This window comes from Schumannella soli, from assembly GCF_006517435.1.
GTDB classification, from domain to species: Bacteria; Actinomycetota; Actinomycetes; order Actinomycetales; family Microbacteriaceae; genus Schumannella; species Schumannella soli.
In genome coordinates this window covers 392,270-408,614 of sequence record NZ_VHQG01000004.1, presented here as the reverse complement: position 1 = coordinate 408,614, position 16,345 = coordinate 392,270, and the positions used below count along the sequence as shown (strand labels likewise).

13 protein-coding genes are annotated in these 16,345 nt (G+C 74.3%); 8 read left to right on the top strand and 5 right to left on the bottom strand.

The genetic code is table 11. The annotated features are described in order from the left end of the window. The first annotated feature begins 36 nt into the window (after positions 1-36). Positions 37-744, top strand: coding sequence for a GntR family transcriptional regulator (locus FJ657_RS14675; RefSeq protein ID WP_141164445.1), 708 nt, complete (start codon positions 37-39; stop codon positions 742-744). Positions 745-889: 145 nt separating this feature from the next. Beyond that, a complete protein-coding gene (locus tag FJ657_RS14670) occupies positions 890-1,657 on the top strand; it encodes a hypothetical protein (protein WP_141164444.1) in 768 nt (255 codons plus the stop codon). Between the two features lie 180 nt (positions 1,658-1,837). Here the strand turns inward: FJ657_RS14670 and FJ657_RS14665 are convergent, their stop codons facing one another. Next, a complete protein-coding gene (locus FJ657_RS14665) occupies positions 1,838-2,674 on the bottom strand; it encodes an SDR family NAD(P)-dependent oxidoreductase (protein ID WP_141164443.1) in 837 nt (278 codons plus the stop codon). Positions 2,675-2,825: 151 nt separating this feature from the next. On the opposite strand from FJ657_RS14665, the gene FJ657_RS14660 reads away from it, so the two are divergent. After that, complete coding sequence (locus FJ657_RS14660) at positions 2,826-3,929, top strand: AraC family transcriptional regulator (protein WP_255447360.1); 1,104 nt, start codon at positions 2,826-2,828, stop codon at positions 3,927-3,929. 126 nt (positions 3,930-4,055) lie between these two features. On the opposite strand, the gene FJ657_RS14655 is transcribed toward FJ657_RS14660, so the two are convergent. Continuing rightward, on the bottom strand, positions 4,056-4,355 hold the full coding sequence (locus FJ657_RS14655; RefSeq protein ID WP_141164442.1) for a DUF1905 domain-containing protein: 300 nt from the start codon (positions 4,353-4,355) through the stop codon (positions 4,056-4,058). A 186-nt stretch (positions 4,356-4,541) separates the two neighbouring features. Between FJ657_RS14655 and FJ657_RS14650 the strand changes: the two genes are divergently transcribed. The 4 genes from FJ657_RS14650 to FJ657_RS14635 all read left to right on the top strand — a co-directional run bounded on the left by FJ657_RS14650 (position 4,542) and on the right by FJ657_RS14635 (position 8,957). Beyond that, positions 4,542-5,258 (top strand): sigma-70 RNA polymerase sigma factor region 4 domain-containing protein, encoded by a 717-nt coding sequence (locus FJ657_RS14650; RefSeq protein ID WP_141164441.1) that lies wholly within the window; start codon positions 4,542-4,544, stop codon positions 5,256-5,258. Then, entirely contained in the window at positions 5,255-6,193 is a 939-nt protein-coding gene (locus tag FJ657_RS14645; RefSeq protein WP_141164440.1) for a hypothetical protein, read from the top strand. The genes FJ657_RS14650 and FJ657_RS14645 overlap by 4 nt, the downstream gene beginning before the upstream one ends. Positions 6,194-6,384: 191 nt before the next feature. Then, on the top strand, positions 6,385-7,638 hold the full coding sequence (locus tag FJ657_RS14640) for a MalY/PatB family protein (RefSeq protein WP_141164439.1): 1,254 nt from the start codon (positions 6,385-6,387) through the stop codon (positions 7,636-7,638). Then, on the top strand, positions 7,635-8,957 hold the full coding sequence (locus tag FJ657_RS14635; protein WP_141164438.1) for an O-acetylhomoserine aminocarboxypropyltransferase/cysteine synthase family protein: 1,323 nt from the start codon (positions 7,635-7,637) through the stop codon (positions 8,955-8,957). The genes FJ657_RS14640 and FJ657_RS14635 overlap by 4 nt, the downstream gene beginning before the upstream one ends. A gap of 45 nt (positions 8,958-9,002) precedes the next feature. On the opposite strand, the gene FJ657_RS14630 is transcribed toward FJ657_RS14635, so the two are convergent. The 3 genes from FJ657_RS14630 to FJ657_RS14620 form a co-directional block, all read right to left on the bottom strand. Beyond that, positions 9,003-9,782: a DNA-formamidopyrimidine glycosylase family protein gene (locus FJ657_RS14630; protein WP_141164437.1), complete on the bottom strand. Its 780-nt coding sequence runs from the start codon at positions 9,780-9,782 to the stop codon at positions 9,003-9,005. Positions 9,783-9,821: 39 nt separating this feature from the next. Beyond that, positions 9,822-14,846: an Lhr family helicase gene (locus tag FJ657_RS14625; protein WP_141164436.1), complete on the bottom strand. Its 5,025-nt coding sequence runs from the start codon at positions 14,844-14,846 to the stop codon at positions 9,822-9,824. A gap of 83 nt (positions 14,847-14,929) precedes the next feature. Next, positions 14,930-15,571: an alpha/beta hydrolase gene (locus tag FJ657_RS14620; protein WP_255447359.1), complete on the bottom strand. Its 642-nt coding sequence runs from the start codon at positions 15,569-15,571 to the stop codon at positions 14,930-14,932. Between the two features lie 121 nt (positions 15,572-15,692). Here FJ657_RS14620 and FJ657_RS14615 point away from each other — a divergent pair, with 121 nt between their 5' ends. After that, positions 15,693-16,286, top strand: a complete 594-nt coding sequence (locus FJ657_RS14615) for an NUDIX hydrolase family protein (protein ID WP_141164434.1) — start codon at positions 15,693-15,695, stop codon at positions 16,284-16,286. Positions 16,287-16,345 lie beyond the last annotated feature (59 nt).

The following is a 16,345-nucleotide window of genomic DNA, read 5'->3' as shown; positions in this document are numbered from 1 at the left end:
GCCGAACAGCATCACTCACCCGAATCGAGCCCGTCCATGACCCCCGCCAACTCGCTCGTCGTCGCCGGCCTCGAGCCGGTCGGACGCATCGCGGCCCCCCTGCGCGAGCAGGTGCTCGGCCGCCTGCGCCAGGCGATCCGCGACTTCGAGCTGCAGCCAGGCCAGCGCCTCGTCGAGCGCGAGCTCATGGAGTGGCTCGGCGTCTCGCGCACGACCGTGCGCGAGGCCATCCGCGAGCTCGCCACCGAGGGCCTCGTGACGGTCGTGCCGCAGAAGGGCGCCGTCGTCTCGGCCCCCTCGCTGACCGAGGCCGAAGACCTCTACGAGGTGCGGGCCGGGCTCGAGTCGCTCATCGTGCGCCGCTTCGTCGAGCGCGCCACCGACGATCAGGTCGACCGCCTGGTCGCGACGGTCGACGAGCTCGACGAGGTCACCAACGAGCACACCACGATCCGCGAGCTGCTCAAGGCGAAAGACGACTTCTACGTCGTGCTCGTCGAGGGCGCCGGCAGTGCCGCGCTGCAGCAGCTGCTCGAGAGCATCCAGGTGCGCGTGCAGGCGCTGCGCGCGACCTCGCTGTCGGAGAAGGGACGCCCGCTGCAGGTCGTGCGCGAGCTGCGCGGCATCGTCGAGGCGATCCAGCGGCGGGATGACGAGACCGCCTCGGCGCTCTGCGCGGCGCACGTGCGCACGGCGGCTCGCACCGCCCTCGCCCACCTCCGCGCCGAGGAGGCCGGCCTCTGAGTTCCGTCGACGACGGTGACGCCGATCCTGGTCGAGGACGCCGCGGGCGCTGCCGACTCCCCGCGATCGGCGTCACCTCGATCGGGCGACCCTGGGAATCGGGGCGTGACGGCGGCCAGAACCCTCTGTTATCGTCGACGGCTGCATGACCCGCTCATCTCATCGACTCACTGACGGCCGTTCCCGGTCCGCTTCGTCGACCCCGCAGGTCGCCGCCTCCGCTCCGCGCGTCGGGGGCACTCCGAACGTCTCGCTGCGCCGTCGCGCCATGGTCGAGGTGCTCATGGGGGCCGCGCTCGTCGCCAGCCTCACCGTCACCCCCGCCGTCGGCGCGCACGCGGCCGTGAAGCACCTGAAGGCCGCGCCGGGCACGCCCGCCGCGATCGCCGAGGGCGACATCCGCACGACCGACGAGCTCAAGTCGGCGCTGACCGTCGACGACGACGTGGCCGCGAACGACGTCTCGCGCGACGTGGTCATGGCCACCGCCGGCATCGACACCCTCAAGCAGAGCGGCACGAACGCCGACTGGGCGAAGATGGTGCTGCTCTTCGGCGGCTGGCAGCAGACCGACGCCAACGTGACCGTGATGCTGCGCTGGATGCGCCAGGAGAACGGCACGAACAACTGGTGGAACCGCAACAACCCGCTCAACAACGGCTTCGGGTCGGGCGGCGGATCCGGTCTCGGCAGCTACGTCAGCCTCGTCGAGGCGGCCCGCTACTGCGCCGAGAACATCAAGAGCGGCCGCTACCCGGGCATCGTCGCGGGCATGGAGTCCGGCGCCTCCGCCGACGTGACCGCCGCCGCGATCTGGGCCTCGCCGTGGGCGTCGAGTCACTACGCGAACGGCGCGCACTGGAGCACCCGCCCGGTCGACATCGTCAAGGCGCCGGTCGGCGCCTGGGGCTGAGCGACCGCTTTCGACAGCCGCGCGCGACTCGGCCCGTGTGAGCCGAGCCGCGCATCCGCCCGCCCGCATCGGAGCGAGGGGATGCGCGACCGCGATCCGCGATGCTGCGTCGGTCCGCGCCGTGGCCGCGGTCCGCGATGCCGCGTCGGACGCGCCGCGACCGGGTCGCACGCGCGCCGCTCAGCTGAGTCGCGTCGCCGCGATCCCGCCGTCGACGTCGAGCGAGATGCCGTGCACCGCGGCCGCCTCGTCGGAGGCGAGCCAGCGCACCGCATAGGCGATCTCGATCGGCTGCACCGGGCGCCCCAGCACGGTGGCGCTCGTCATCGCGAGCAGGGCGTCGACCGAGGCGGCGTTGCCCTGCGTCGCCGTCGCTCCCGGAGCGACGCCGTTGACGCGGATGCCGCGCGGCCCGAACTCGGCGGCCCAGGCCCGCGTGAGCTGCTCGATCGCGGCCTTCGTCGCCGGGTACGCCGCCATGAACGGCACGCCGACCCGCGCCATCCACGATCCGGTGTTGACGATCACGCCGTGCCCGCGCTCGATCATGCCGGGCGCGAGCGCCGCGACGAGCGCGTGCGGGGCGCGGATGTTCGTGTTCAGCAGCGCAGCGAGGGCATCGTCGGCGAGGTCGGGCGTCGGGCCGCCGGGGTAGACGCCGGCGTTGTTGACGAGGATGTCGACCCGGCCGCCCAGCGCCTCCTCGGCACGGGCGGCGGCGGCGCGCAGCTGCGCGGGCTCGGCCGTGAGGTCGGCCTCGATCGCGACGGCCTCGCCGCCGGCGGCGGTGATCGCGTCGACCACGCGCTCGAGGCGCGCGGCGTCGCGCCCACTCACGGCGACGCGGGCGCCGGAGGCGGCGAGCACGCGGGCGATCGCCTCGCCGATGCCGCTCGACGAGCCGGTGACGAGGGCGGTGCGTCCGGCGAGGCGCTCGTCGCGGGGGAGCGCGTCGAGGCCGGCGGCGGGGTCGTGGATGTAGGTCGAAGCGGTGTCGGGGGCGGTGGTGTCGCTCATCGGGCGTCCTCTTTCTGCGAGCTGTTCGGTCATCCGACTCTCGTCGTCGGGACGGGCTCGCGATTGCCCGATCACGTCAGGTCGTTGCCGATCCTCGGCGTGCTCGCCCCGCAGCCGATGGCGCGGCAGATCGTCGTGCTTGACTGATCCCGTGAGCGACCAGCAGCACTCCGGCGGCGACGGCATCGGAGTCGTCGGCGCGGCCGACGACTCCGACGCGGTCGAGCGCGCCCTCGACCCAGAGATCCGCGCGAGCCTCGACCGCGCCGCCGACCTGGCCGGCCGCCGTCGCGACAGCCCGCACGCCGCCGCGCTCGGACTGCGGCTGTCGGGCGTGGACCGCCCGACCGGGATGCTGCCGCAGACCTACCCGCCCTCGCTCTCGCTCGCGTTGCGCGGGCGCAAGCGCTCGATCATCGGCGCGCACGACGCGATCTGGGGCCGCGAGCGCTTCCTCGTCACGCCGGTCGACCTGCCGGTCGTCGCCGGGGTCGTCGAGGCTCCCGACGGCGACTTCCGCTCCGTCATGTGGCGGCTCGATCCGCTCGTGATCGCCGAGGTCGCGCCGCTCGTCGCGACGAGCACGAGCTCGGGCACGATCGCGGCCGGTGCGGGCGGGGCGACCCGCTCGACCGGTGCGGGCGGCGCGGGCGAGGCGGCGGCGGCGGATCCGGCGGCCGGGCGCAGCACGCCCGACCGGCTCGGCACCTGGACCCCCGAGCTCGCCGACGCCGTCGCCCGGCTGCTCGGCCTGCTCGACCGGCCCGAGGACATCCCGGTGCTCGCGCCGCTGCTCGCCCGTGAGGTCGTGCTGCGGCTGCTGCAGAGCGACCAGGCGCCGCGGATCCTCGCCGCCGGGTCGACCCCCGACGCCGACACGGTCAGCCGCGCCGTCGCCCTCATCGTCGACGAGCTCGCCCGGCCCTGGTCGCTCGACGAGCTGGCCGCCCGCGTCGGCGTCAGCGCATCCACCCTGGGTCGTCGTTTCGCGACCGTGACCGGGATGTCGCCGCTGCAGTACCAGAAGCGCAGCCGGCTCGGCGAGGCGCGACGACGGATGATCGTGCGCGGCGAGACGGCGGCCGAAGCGGCGGCGGCGGTCGGCTACCGCAGCGCCTCGCACTTCTCGCGCGACTACCGTGCCGCCTACCGCGAGGCGCCGGGCCGCGATGCGGTGCGGGCGCGCGAGCTGCTCGCGGCGGTTCCGCGCGACGGACTCGACGCGGCCGACTGGGCGGGGCTCAGCACGGCCTGATCCTCGGGGCGCGACGGGGCCGACGGCGTCGGGGTCGGGGACGGCCTCGCAGCGGGGTCGGCGCAGCGTCGGGATCGGACCCGCGTCGGACCGGCTGCGCGTCGGACCGACTACGCGTCGGACCGACTACGCGTCGAGGATCGTCAGGTGCACCGTGGCCGTGTCGCCGATCTCGAGCCCGTGCCGGCGCCGCACCGCGGCCTTGATCGGCAGCGAGTAGCTGTCGTCGCCGTCGGGGAAGATCGAGGTGCGCCAGCGCGTCGCGCCGATCATGACCTCCACCCGGATCGAGCCGAAGCCGCGCGGCGGCAGCACCTCGGCGAGCTCCCGGATCTCCTCGGACGCCTCGGGCGGCACGCTCACGAAGCCCCAGTCCTCGCGCCGCACCTCCCAGCGCCAGAGCTGCGCCTCGAACTCGAACTCCATGCGGCGAGTCTCGCATCCACCGCCGACGTGAGCTCGTCGTCAGGACCCGCGCGCTCCCCGGCCCGCGCCTCGACGAAAACGTTCGGGGTGATATTCGCTCATCCGACTTGCCTGCACCCCCGAACAGGGGGCACGATGCACTCATCCCGGAGGCGACCCGAATGCGGCCGGGCCAGAAGGATGCCCGTGCCCGCGTTCACCACCCTCGACTTCGACGAGTTCCTCGACGCCGACTTCCGTCGGGCCGTCAGCGCCGTCGGCGTGATCTCGGGCGACCGCGAGCTCGCCCGCCAGGCCGTGGAGGACGTGCTCGTCGGGCTCGTGCAGCGCCCTCCCGCTCGGGTCATCGAGAACCGCATCGCCTGGGTCGTCGTGGTCGCCAGCGAGCGGGCCGAGAAGCTGGCGCGCGAACAGCGCCGGGCTGAGCGGCACGGGGAGGTCCGGAAGGAGCCCGCCGAGCCCGTCGCGACCACGGAGAGCGCCGCGCTCGCAGCGACCACGGCGCCGTCAGAGACCACTGCGCCCGCAGAGACCACGGCGCCGTCAGCGACCACCCGCGCCGACACCGACCCGGCGGATGCCGCCGACCCCGCTCTCGTCATCCAGTCGCGGATGCTGCAGCGGATGCGCGGCCTGCCGCTGCGAGCCCGTCAGGTCGGCGTGCTCAGCTACCAGCTCGGGCTCTCGATCGAGCGGATCGGCGAGGGGATCGGGGTGCCGGCCGCGGTCGTCTCGCAGGAGCTCCAGCGCATGCGCGCGGCGGTGTTCCCGCCTCGGGCGACCTCCGCCGCGGCCGCCGCCCCGACACCCGACGAGACCGCCCGCTCGGCCGCGGACCCCGCTGTCGACCCGACCGCCGCCCCCGCATCCGACGGTCGATCACCGAGTGAGGTCGCGGCATGATCGTCAGCAACGACGAGCACCTGCGGCGCGCGCTCGCCGCTGCCGGCTCGGCGATCGGCGACACCGCCGACCTCGAGCCACGTCGCGAGCTGCTGCTCGACCGCATCGCCGCGGGCGACCAGGGCGTCGGCGGCGGGCCCGTGCCGCTCGGCTGGCGGCGTCGACGCTCGCGTCCTCTCGTGTTCTCGACGGCCCTCGCGGCCACGCTGCTGCTCGGCAGCGGCGCCGCCATGGCGGCGCTCGGACCCGGCAGCGCCCCGCGCATCACGGCCTCGCCGTCGCAGGGCGTCGCCGGCGGGAGCGTCGAGGCGGCGACCGGCAGCGAGAGCGCGATCCCCGGCGTGCTGCCCGCGCCGGGCGATCTGCCGGCGATCCCCGGACTCACCGCGCCGATCTGGCCCGGGGTGCCCTGGGGTGGCGGAGCGGGCGGAGGCGGATCCCGCGATGCCGCCGGGTCGAACCGCGGCGGCTCCGCGGGCGCCGGCGGCGCCGGGGCGGCTGCGGGAACGACCCCGTCGACCCGGCCGAGCGCCCCGTCGACGACCGCGCCGGGCACGGGCGGCACGGGATCCGGCGGCACGGGCACCGGATCCGGCGGAACCGGATCCGGCGGAACCGGATCCAGCGGAACCGGTACGGGCGGAACCGGTACGGGCGGCACGGGCACGGGCGGCGGATCGACCGGAGACGGCGGCACCGGCTCGGGCTCGGGCGCCACGGGATCCGGCGGATCCACGGGAACACCCGGCGACACGGGCGGCACGGGCGGCACCGGCACGCCGGGCGGCACCGGCGGCGGGACGACCCCCGGCGACACCGGCGGCGGCACGACCCCGGGCGACAGCACCGGCGGCACCGGCGGCACCGGCGGCACCGGTGGCGAGACCCCGGTCACCCCGCCCGACCCGGCGGCCGTCGTGCCCGCCGCGGCCTGAGCACCGCGCATCCGCATCCGTGCGCGTGCCCGGTCGAGGCGGTGACGCCGTGTTACCCGCGTCGGCAGCCGAGGGCGCGGCCCGGGCTAGCCTGCGGTGATGCTCGTGCGTTCCCGCCCCCGCGCTCGCCGCCGCATCCCGCTCGCCCTCGGCCATCGCAGCACCGACCTCCCGACCGGACAGGCGCGGCGATGTCAGGACTGAGCCGCCGCACCCGCCCGGCGAGCCCCTTCGACAGCATCCCGCGCGACCGCCTCGTCACGCCGACGAGCCGCAAGTGGAGCCTGCACCCCGACACGATCGGCGCCTGGGTCGCCGAGATGGACTTCGGCACCGCCCCCGCCGTCACCGCGGCGCTCCACGATGCGATCGAGGCCGGCGTGCTCGGCTACCTCTCGCCGTCGAGCGCACACGAGATGGCCGCCGCGACGTCCGACTACCTGGCCGACAGCTCCGGCTGGCGAGTGGATGCGCACCGCATCCACCACGTCTCCGATGTCATGACCGCGCTCGGCGTCGTCATCCGCGACTTCAGCGCCCCCGGCTCGGCCGTGATCGTGCCGACGCCCGCCTACATGCCCTTCCTCACCTACCCGCCGACGCTCGGCCGCGAGGTGATCCAGGTCGACGGCGTCGTGCGTGACGGCCGCTGGCAGCACGACCTCGAGGCGATCGACGCGGCCTTCGCCGCCGGCGCCGGCACCCTCGTGCTGTGCAATCCGCACAACCCGACCGGCGTCGTGCTCAGCCGTGACGAGCTGCTCGCGATCAGCGAGGTCGTCGAGCGGCACGGCGGGCGCGTCTTCGCCGACGAGATCCACGCGCCGCTGATCTACCCGGGGCAGCAGCACATCCCCTACGCCTCGATCTCGGATGCCGCCGCCCGCCACACGATCACCGGCACGAGCGCCTCGAAGGCGTGGAACATCCCCGGCCTCAAGACCGCGCAGCTCATCACCTCGAACGATGAGGACGAGGCGGCGTACCAGCGCTTCGGCTTCGCGGTCATGCACGGGGCGGCGACGCCCGGCGTGATCGCCACGACCGCCGCCTATCGCGACGGCCGCGCGTGGCTGGGCGAGGTCGTCGACTACCTCGACGGAAACCGGCGGCTGCTCGCCGAACTGCTCGCCGAGCATCTGCCCGAGGTCGGCTACCGTGTGCCCGACGCGACCTACATCGCCTGGCTCGACCTGCGCGACCTCGGCCTGCCGCTGCCGCTCGCCGACTTCCTGCGCGATGAGGCCGGCGTCACCCTCACCGACGGGGCGCTCTGCGGGCGCGACTTCGCCGGCTGGGCCCGACTCGTGTTCGCGATGCCGGCTCCGATCCTCGAGCAGGCCGTGATCGCGATCGCGGATGCGGTTCGCCGGCACCAGCGGACTTCCCGCCCCGCAGCCTCCGCCTCGGGCCCGACCCGCATCCCCACTCAGGAGACCCGATGACCGACGCTGCGGCCGACCCGACGACCGACGATCGCGCCGCCGACGCCGTGCCCGAGTGGCGCTTCGACACCCGCCAGGTGCACGCCGGCGAGTACCGCGACACCGTCGCCGGGGCGCGCATCCCGCCGATCACGCTCACCGCCGGCTACTGGTTCGACTCGCTCGAGGACGCCAAGGGCCGCTTCTCGGCCGAGAACGACGGGCTCATCTACTCGCGTCAGGTCAACCCGACCGGTCGCGTCGCCGAGCAGCGCATCAGCTCGCTCGAGGGCGGCGTCGACACGATCCTGGTCTCCTCCGGTCAGGCGGCGATCACCGCCGCGCTGTTCGCCCTCGTGCAGTCGGGCGACCGCTTCGTCTCGAGCGCGAGCATCTACAGCGGGACGCGCATCCTCTTCGGCCGCAGCTTCGCGCGCATGGGCGTCGGCGTCGACTACGTCTGGGACCCGGACGACGAGGCCGCCTGGGATGCCGCGATCACGCCCGCCACGAAGGCGATCTTCACCGAGACGATCCCGAACCCGAAGAACGACATCGTCGACATCCCGCTGCTCGCGCGCGTCGCCGAGCGGCACGGGCTGCCGCTCATCGTCGACAACACGATCGCGTCGCCGTACCTGATCCGGCCCTTCGAGCACGGCGCCCACGTGGTCGTGCACTCGTCGACGAAGTTCCTCACGGGGCACGGCGCCGTCATCTCCGGGGCGATCGTCGACGGCGGCGCCTTCGACTGGGCGAACGCGTCACGCCCGTATCCGCTCATCACCACGGCGCCGGGCGGGCGCCGCTCCTCGCTCGAGCGGGCGGGGCGCCGCGCCTACGCCGTCACGACCCGCGAGGCCGTCGTGAACGACATCGGGCCGTCGCTGTCGCCGTTCAACGCCTTCCTCGTCGCGCAGGGCATCGAGACGCTGTCGCTGCGCATGGAGCGCCACCTCGCGAGCACGGCGACGATCGTGGAGTGGCTGCGCGCGCATCCTCGTGTCGTGTCGGTCGACTACGCCGGCCAGCCGGGGGATGCCCGCCACGAGCTCGCGCAGCGGCTGTACGGCGGACGCACCGGCTCGGTGTTCGCGTTCACGGTCGGTGGCGGCGAAGCGGGCGCGGCGCGCGTGCTCGAGCGGCTGCGGCTGATCAGCCACATGACGAACATCGGCGACGTGCGCTCGATGGCGCTGCATCCGGCGACCACGACGCACCTGTCCTTCGACGGGGAGCTGAACCGGCGACTCGGGATCGTCCCCGGGCTCATCCGCCTCTCGGTCGGTACCGAGGACGTGCGTGACCTCATCGCTGACCTGGAGCAGGCCCTGGCCTGAGTGCGAGCCCGGACTCGGGCTTCGATCCGTGCCCTGAGCGGGACGTCAGGTCTGGCAGCGCGGGCACCAGTAGACGACGCGCTCGGTGAGCTCGTCGGCGCCGAGCTCGCCCTGCCGGATGCGGGTTCCGCAGCGCAGGCAGGGGCGACCGCGGCGGCCGTAGACCCAGGTGCGCCGGCCCGGGCGCATGTCGCCCGTGGTCACGCGCTCCTGGCGGTCGCGGTTCACCGTGATCAGGCGATGGGCGAGGTCGATGAGGCCGGGCAGACCATCCACCTCGCCCATCGGCCGATGCGGGTCGATGCCGCGCAGGAACAGCAGCTCGTTCGCGTAGACGTTGCCGAGACCGGCGAGGTTGCGCTGGTCGAGCACGGCGACGAAGGCGGGACGTGCGGCGTCGGCGCGCAGGTTCTGCTCGGCGACGGCGGCGTCCCAGTCGGGGCCCAGCAGGTCGGGTCCGAGGTAGCCGACCGTCGCGTCTTCGTCGTCGCGGCGGATCAGCTCGGTGATGCCGAGCGCGAAGCCCACTGACTGGAGGTCGGCGGTGCTGAGGATGACGCGGGCCTGGCGCGCCGGACGCTGCCATTTCTCGCCGTGCCGGTACACCCGCCAGATGCCCTCCATCTTGAGGTGGGTGTGCAGCGTGTAGTCGCCGATGCGGTGCAGCAGGTGCTTGCCGCGGGCGACGACCTCGTGCACGGTCTCGCCGCTGAGGTCGGCCGTCGCGAACCGGGGGACTCGGAAGTCGGATGCGGTCAGGATCTGTCCGGCGAGGGCGCGGTTCTGCTCGCGTGCGGCGCGGAAGACGGTGTCACCCTCGGGCATCGCGGCCTCCGACGCCCAGGCGGCATCCGCCGAGGCGGCTCATGCGCGCAGCCGCAGGCCCTGCGGCGTGGTCGCGAAGCCGGCGGCCCCGAGGGCGTCGCCGAGAGGCGTGCCGACGGCGAAGTCGCCGTCGATCTTCTCGACGCGCAGGGTGCCGCCCGCGGCGCGGATCGTGTCGGCCAGCGCGTGCGCGGCGACCGTGAGGCGTGACGTGTCGGCGTCGGCGGTGCTCGACGCCGACGCGCCGGACGTGACATCCGCGTCGGCGGAGGCGGAGGCGGAGGCGGAGGCGGATCCGGAGGCGGATCCGCGCGCGGAGGCCGGTCCCGCCGAGGTCGGCAGCCCGAAGGTGAGCACCGTCTTGCCGCCGCGCTCGACGTAGATCGCGAGCCGTCCATCCACCAGCACGACCATCGCCCCGGCCTTGCGACCCGGGCGGTGGTTCGTGTGCCCCTCGGGCCAGGCGAGGGCGGCGCCGTAGGCGTTCGCCGGGTCGGTCGCGGCGAGCACGACGGCGCTCGGCGGCGTCTCGTCATCGGGATCGCGGCTGAAGCTGCGCAGCCGGTCGACGGTCGCCGGGGTCGCGAACTGGGCCGCGCCGAGCTGCTCGACGAAGTAGCCGCGGCGCACGCGCCCGGTCTCCTCCAGGCTCGACAGCACGCGGTACGCCGTGCTGAAGCCGCCGCGCACGCCTTCGGCGGCGACCGCGCCGCGCGTCACGACGCCGTGCCGCTCGAGCAGCTGCTCGGCGATCGCGGTGGCCCGGATGGTGCTGTCGGATTCGGCCGCGGGCAGCAGACTCCACCGCCCGCTCAGCGTCGGCGGCGCCGTCATCGCGATCGCCGCCGCGGCCGCGCGGGCGGCGCCGTACTTCGAGCGCCCCCGGTAGCCGCGCGCGCGGGGCGCGGAGCGCGAGCGCACCGGACTCGCGCCGAGCCGCGCGCGCAGCGGGGCGACGGTGTCGTTGCCGACGATCCCGGCCCAGACGAGGTCCCAGAGCGCCGTCGCCAGATCCTTGTCGTCGACCGGCTGCCCGTCGATCGGCCCGACCGCGGTCGCGAGTTGACGGAAGAAATACGCCCCGCCCATCACGAGGATCTCCTGCAGCCGGTCGTGCAGCGGCGTGCGGTCGAACTCGCCGGGTTCGGCCAGCGTGAGCGGAGCCGTGTCGGCGAGGTGGAAGGCCACCCATCCGTCGCCGCCCGAGAGCTCGCCCTTGCCCGACCAGACGACCTCGCCCGTCGTCGTCAGCTCGTCGAGCCAGGCGGGCGTGTAGTCGCGCACCCGCGCCGGCAGCACGAGACTCTCCCACGCGGAGGCGGGCAGTGCGACGCCGGCCAGCTGATCGATGGCCTGCACGAGCCCGTCGATTCCGCGCAGTCCGCCGGACGCCCCGGAACCGCGGCGGCCGATGTGCTGCCACTCGGGCAGGAATCGCGCGAGCGCGTCCTGCGCGACCGGCTCGACCTCCTGCCGCAGCGCCGCCAGCGAGCGGCTGCGCAGGCGGCGCAGCACCTCGGCGTCGACCCACTCGGTTCCGCTCGCGCCCGGACGGAACTCGCCCTCGGCCACGCGGCGATCGGCGCCGAGACGACGCAGCGCATCCAGCACGACGGCGACGCCGAGCCCGAGGCGGGCCGCCGCCTCGGCGACCGTGAAGGGACCGTGGGTGCGCGCGTAACGGCTGACCAGGTCGCCGACGGGATCGGGCACCGGGTCGAGGAAGGCGCTCGGCACCCCGATCGGCAGCGGCACGCCGATCGCGTCGCGCAGGCGGGCGGCGTCTTCGACGCCGGCCCAGCGCTCCTCGCCCGCGATGCCGGCGCGGATCACGCGGTTCGCCCGGGCGAAGGCGACCATCGCGGACTCGATGCCCGCGGCATCCAGCCCGCCGCCGCTGCCGCCGGAAGCGCCGGAGCCAGAGTCGGATCCGCTCTCGCCGTCGTCCGCCTCCGGTGCCCGCGTCCGCGCGGCCAGCTCCGCGGTCGTCAGCGGCCCGAGCAGCCGCAGCAGATCGATGAGTCCCTCGGCGTCTTTGACCTTGCGGTCGTCGGCGAGCCGCTGCAGCTCGGACTCGGTCTGCCCGATGACCTTCTCGTCCAGCAGCTCGCGCAGCTCGGCGCGCCCGAGCAGCTCGGCCAGCAGCGACGGGTCGAGACTCAGCGCGGCGGCGCGACGCTCGGCGAGCGGGCTGTCGCCCTCGTACATGAACGCGGCGACGTAGCCGAAGAGCAGCGTGCGGGCGAAGGGCGACGGGCTCTCGGTCTGCACCTCGACGAGCCGCACCCGTCGCTGGGCGATGTCGTTCGTCAGGGTCGCGAGCGAGGGGAGGTCGTAGACGTCTTGCAGCACCTCGCGCACGGTCTCGAGGATGATCGGGAAGCTCGGGTACTTGCGGGCCACCTCGAGCAGCTGGGCGCTGCGCTGGCGCTGCTGCCAGAGCGGCGAGCGGCGGCCGGGGTTGTAGCGCGGCAGCAGCAGGGCGCGGGCGGCGCACTCGCGGAAGCGCGCGGCGAAGAGCGCGGACCCGCCGACCTCGTCGGTCACGAGCTGCTCGAGCTCGTCGTGCTCGAAGACGAAGAGCTCGGCGCCGGGCGGATCGGCGTCGGTGTCGGGCAGGCGCACGACGATGCCGTCGTCGCCGGCCATGGCCGAGCCGTCGACGCCGAGCCGTTCGCGGATGCGCGCCGTCACCGCGAGCGCCCACGGCGCGTGCACGGGCATGCCGTACGGGGAATGCAGCACGAGCCGCCAGTCGCCGAGCTCGTCGCGGAAGCGCTCGACGAGCAGGGTCTTGTCGGTCGGCACCGTGCCGGTGTGCTGCTTCTGCTCGGCGACGAAGGCGCGCAGATTGCCGACGGCCCAGTCGTCGAGCCCGGCCTCGTCGAGACGCGAGCTCAATCCGCCGCTGCTCTCCGCGGCGAGCTCGGCCGTGAACGCGCCGATCGCGCGGCCCAGCTCGGCGGGGCGGCCGAGACCGTCGCCCTTCCAGAACGGCACCCGCCCCGGCTGCCCGAAGGCGGGGGAGACGAGCACCCGGTCGGAGGTGATCTCCTCGATGCGCCAGCTCGTCGCGCCGAGCGCGAAGACGTCGCCGACGCGCGACTCGTAGACCATCTCCTCGTCGAGCTCGCCGACGCGGCGCGCCCCGTCCTCGGTGCCGACGATGAAGACGCCGAAGAGCCCGCGGTCGGGGATCGTGCCGCCGCTCGTCACGGCGAGGCGCTGCGCTCCCGGACGCCCGGTGATCGTGCCGGCCACGCGATCCCAGACGATGCGCGGGCGCAGCTCGGCGAACTCGTCGCTCGGGTAGCGGCCGCTGAGCAGGTCGAGCGTCGCCTCGTAGGCGCTGCGCGGCAGCGTCGCGAACGGCGCGCTGCGCCGCACGGTCTCGAACCACTCCTCGACGTCGAGCTCGTCGAGTGCCGTCGCCGCGACGGTCTGCTGGGCGAGGATGTCGAGCGGGTTCTGCGGAACCTGCAGCGCCTCGATGAGCCCGGTGCGCATCCGCTCGGCCGCGACCGTGGTGTGCAGCAGGTCGGCGCGGTGCTTCGGGAACATCACGCCCGTCGAGATCTCGCCGACCTGGTGCCCGGCGCGGCCGATGCGCTGCAGGCCGCTCGCGACGCTCGGCGGCGACTCGACCTGGATCACCAGGTCGACGGCGCCCATGTCGATGCCGAGCTCGAGCGAGCTCGTCGCGACGACGCAGCGCAGCCGACCCGACTTCAGGTCGTCTTCGATCACGGCGCGCTGCTCCTTGCTCACCGAGCCGTGATGCGCGCGAGCCAGCACCGGACCGTCGTCGCCGAGTTCGCCGACCGACTGACCCGGCGCGAGCTGGGTGGAGGCGCCGGTCACGCCCGAGCCGCCGACCGCCTCGGCGGGGAATCGCCGGGAGGTCGAGACGGATGCGGCGCGGGTGCGCACCTCGGCGGCGGCGCGCGACCGGGCCTCGACCGCGGCGGCGGCTTCGGCGACGGCGACGCCGGCCGGCACGGGATCCGCATCCGCGCCGGACTCGGCATCGCCCGGCCGATCGGCCGATCCCGCCTCGCACTCGGCCGCACCCGCGGCCGCAGCGAGCCGCTCCTCGTAGACCTCGTTGAGCCGGGCCGTGAGCCGCTCGGCCAGGCGGCGCGAGTTCGCGAAGACGATCGTCGAGCGGTGCGCAAGCACCTCGTCGACGATGCGCGCATCCACGTGCGGCCAGATCGAGCCGGCGCTCTGCAGACCCGTCTCGTCCGCCTCGCCGGGCCCGGCATCCACCGGATCGGCGCTGCGCACGCCGAGCTCGGTCATGTCCTCGACGGGCACGACGACGCTGAGGTCGAAGGTCTTCTCGATCGGCGGGGCGACGATCTCGACCGGCGCGGTGCCTCCGAGGAAGCGCGCGACCTCCTCGCGCGGGCGCACGGTCGCCGACAGCCCGATGCGCTGCGCCGGCTTCTCGAGCAGGGCGTCGAGGCGCTCGAGCGAGACGGCGAGATGGGCGCCGCGCTTGGTCGCGGCGACGGCGTGCACCTCGTCGAGGATGACCGTGTCGACCTGGGTCAGCGTCTCGCGCGCCGCGCTCGTGAGCATGAGGAAGAGCGACTCGGGCGTCGTGATGAGGATGTCCGGGGGTTCGCGCTGCAGCAGTCTCCGGTCGGCGGACGTCGTGTCGCCGCTGCGCACGCCGACCGTGATGGTGGGCGGCGTCTCGCCGAGGCGCTTGGCCGTCTGGGTGATTCCGACGAGCGGGGCGCGCAGGTTGCGTTCGACATCGACGCCGAGCGCCTTCAGCGGGGAGATGTAGAGCACGCGGGTGCGGTGCCGGCGATCCTCCGGCGGCGGGCTGGATGCGAGACGGTCGAGCGACCAGAGGAACGCCGAGAGTGTCTTGCCCGAGCCGGTCGGCGCGACGACGAGCGCGTTCGAGCCCGAGGAGATCGCCGTCCAGGCGCCGGCCTGCGCGGCCGTCGGCGAACGGAACGCGCCCGCGAACCAGGTGCGCGTCGCGGGGGAGAAGCGGTCGAGCACCGCGACGCGGTCAGCGTCGGCGGGTTCGCGCTTCTCGGGCATGCTCACATCCTGGCGAATGCCGCCGACACGTGCTCGCGCTGCTCACTCCGCACCCAGCTGCGTCGCTGGGAGCGAAGGCCCGCTCAGCCCACCCGTGCCGCGATGAACGCGGAGATGTCGGCCAGCTCCTGCGGCGCGACGCCGTGCCCGAGCCCCGGGTAGACGCGCTCGGTCAGGGTCGTGTGGGTCGCGAGCCAGGGGATGCTCCACTCGACCGACGCCGACGGGATCACCGGATCGCTGTCGCCGCGACCCCAGAACACCGGCGGCGGCAGCTCGCGCAGTCGCGCATCCCCGTCGTGCTCCTCGCGCGGCACGTAGCCGCTCAGCGCGACCGCGTAGTCGAAGCGGCGCGGCTCCTGCCGCAGCAGTTGGGTCGACACCATGGCGCCCTGGCTGAAGCCGAGCAGCCCGACGCCGGCGCTCGTGTCGGTCTCGGCGTCGAGCCAGGCGAGCACCGCGTCCGCCGCCGCGTCGGCGACCTCGCGGGAGACGTCGCCCGGTGTGTAGCCGCCGCGCGCGAACCACGAGAATCCCGGCCCGTCGGCGATCGGCGCGCGCAGCGACGCGACGGTCACGTTCAGCGGCAGGTGCGGCGAGAGCCCGAACAGGTCGCCCTCGTGCGAGCCCTTGCCGTGCAGCAGCACGAGCAGCGGGCGGCCGGCGCGCTCGGCCTCGGGGGTGCTCCAGAGCGCGGCGTCGCGATCGATCTCGAGCTTCGTCACGCTGTCGACCCTAGGTCGTGCCGGCGACGCCGTGCCGGGCGCCGGGAGGAGACGAGAGGATGCGCGCGACGCATCCCGCGCCCTGCACGTCTCCGCGCCTCCGCATCCGTACGATCTGTGTATGGCGAACGTGGGCACCCCCGACCGACCCGGCACTCCCGACGACGGCCTCGGCGACGGCGCCAGCGAGCCGGAGCCGAACTCGGCCTGGCTGAGCGACGTCGAGCTGGCCGACATCCGGCGCCGGCTTCCGCTGCTCTACGTCGAGGCGGTGCCGGTGCGCGTCGACGGCCTCGGCGTGGTGACGAGCGTGGGCGTGCTGCTGCGGGCGAACGACGTCGGCCAGATCACCCGCACCCTCGTCAGCGGACGCGTGATGTACGGCGAGACCCTGCGCGACGCCCTCTTCCGCCACCTGGAGAAGGACCTGGGCCCGATGGCCTTCCCGCAGCTGCCGCCGAGTCCGGTGCCGTTCCAGGTGGCCGAGTACTTCCCCATCCCGGGCCTGTCGGCCTTCGTGGATGAGCGCCAGCACGCGGTCTCGCTGGCCTACGTCGTGCCGGTCACGGGCACCTGCGAGCCGCGCCAGGACGCGCTCGAGCTGACCTGGATGACGCCCGCCGAGGCCTCGTCGCCCGAGGTGCACGCCGAGATGGAGGGCGGTCGCGGCACCCTGCTGCGTGCGGCCCTGGCCTCGGTCGGCGTGCTCGGCTGAGCGATCTCGCGGCGGCGTGTTCGCCGCGGCGACGACGAGGGCCAGCCATCCGAGTGGAT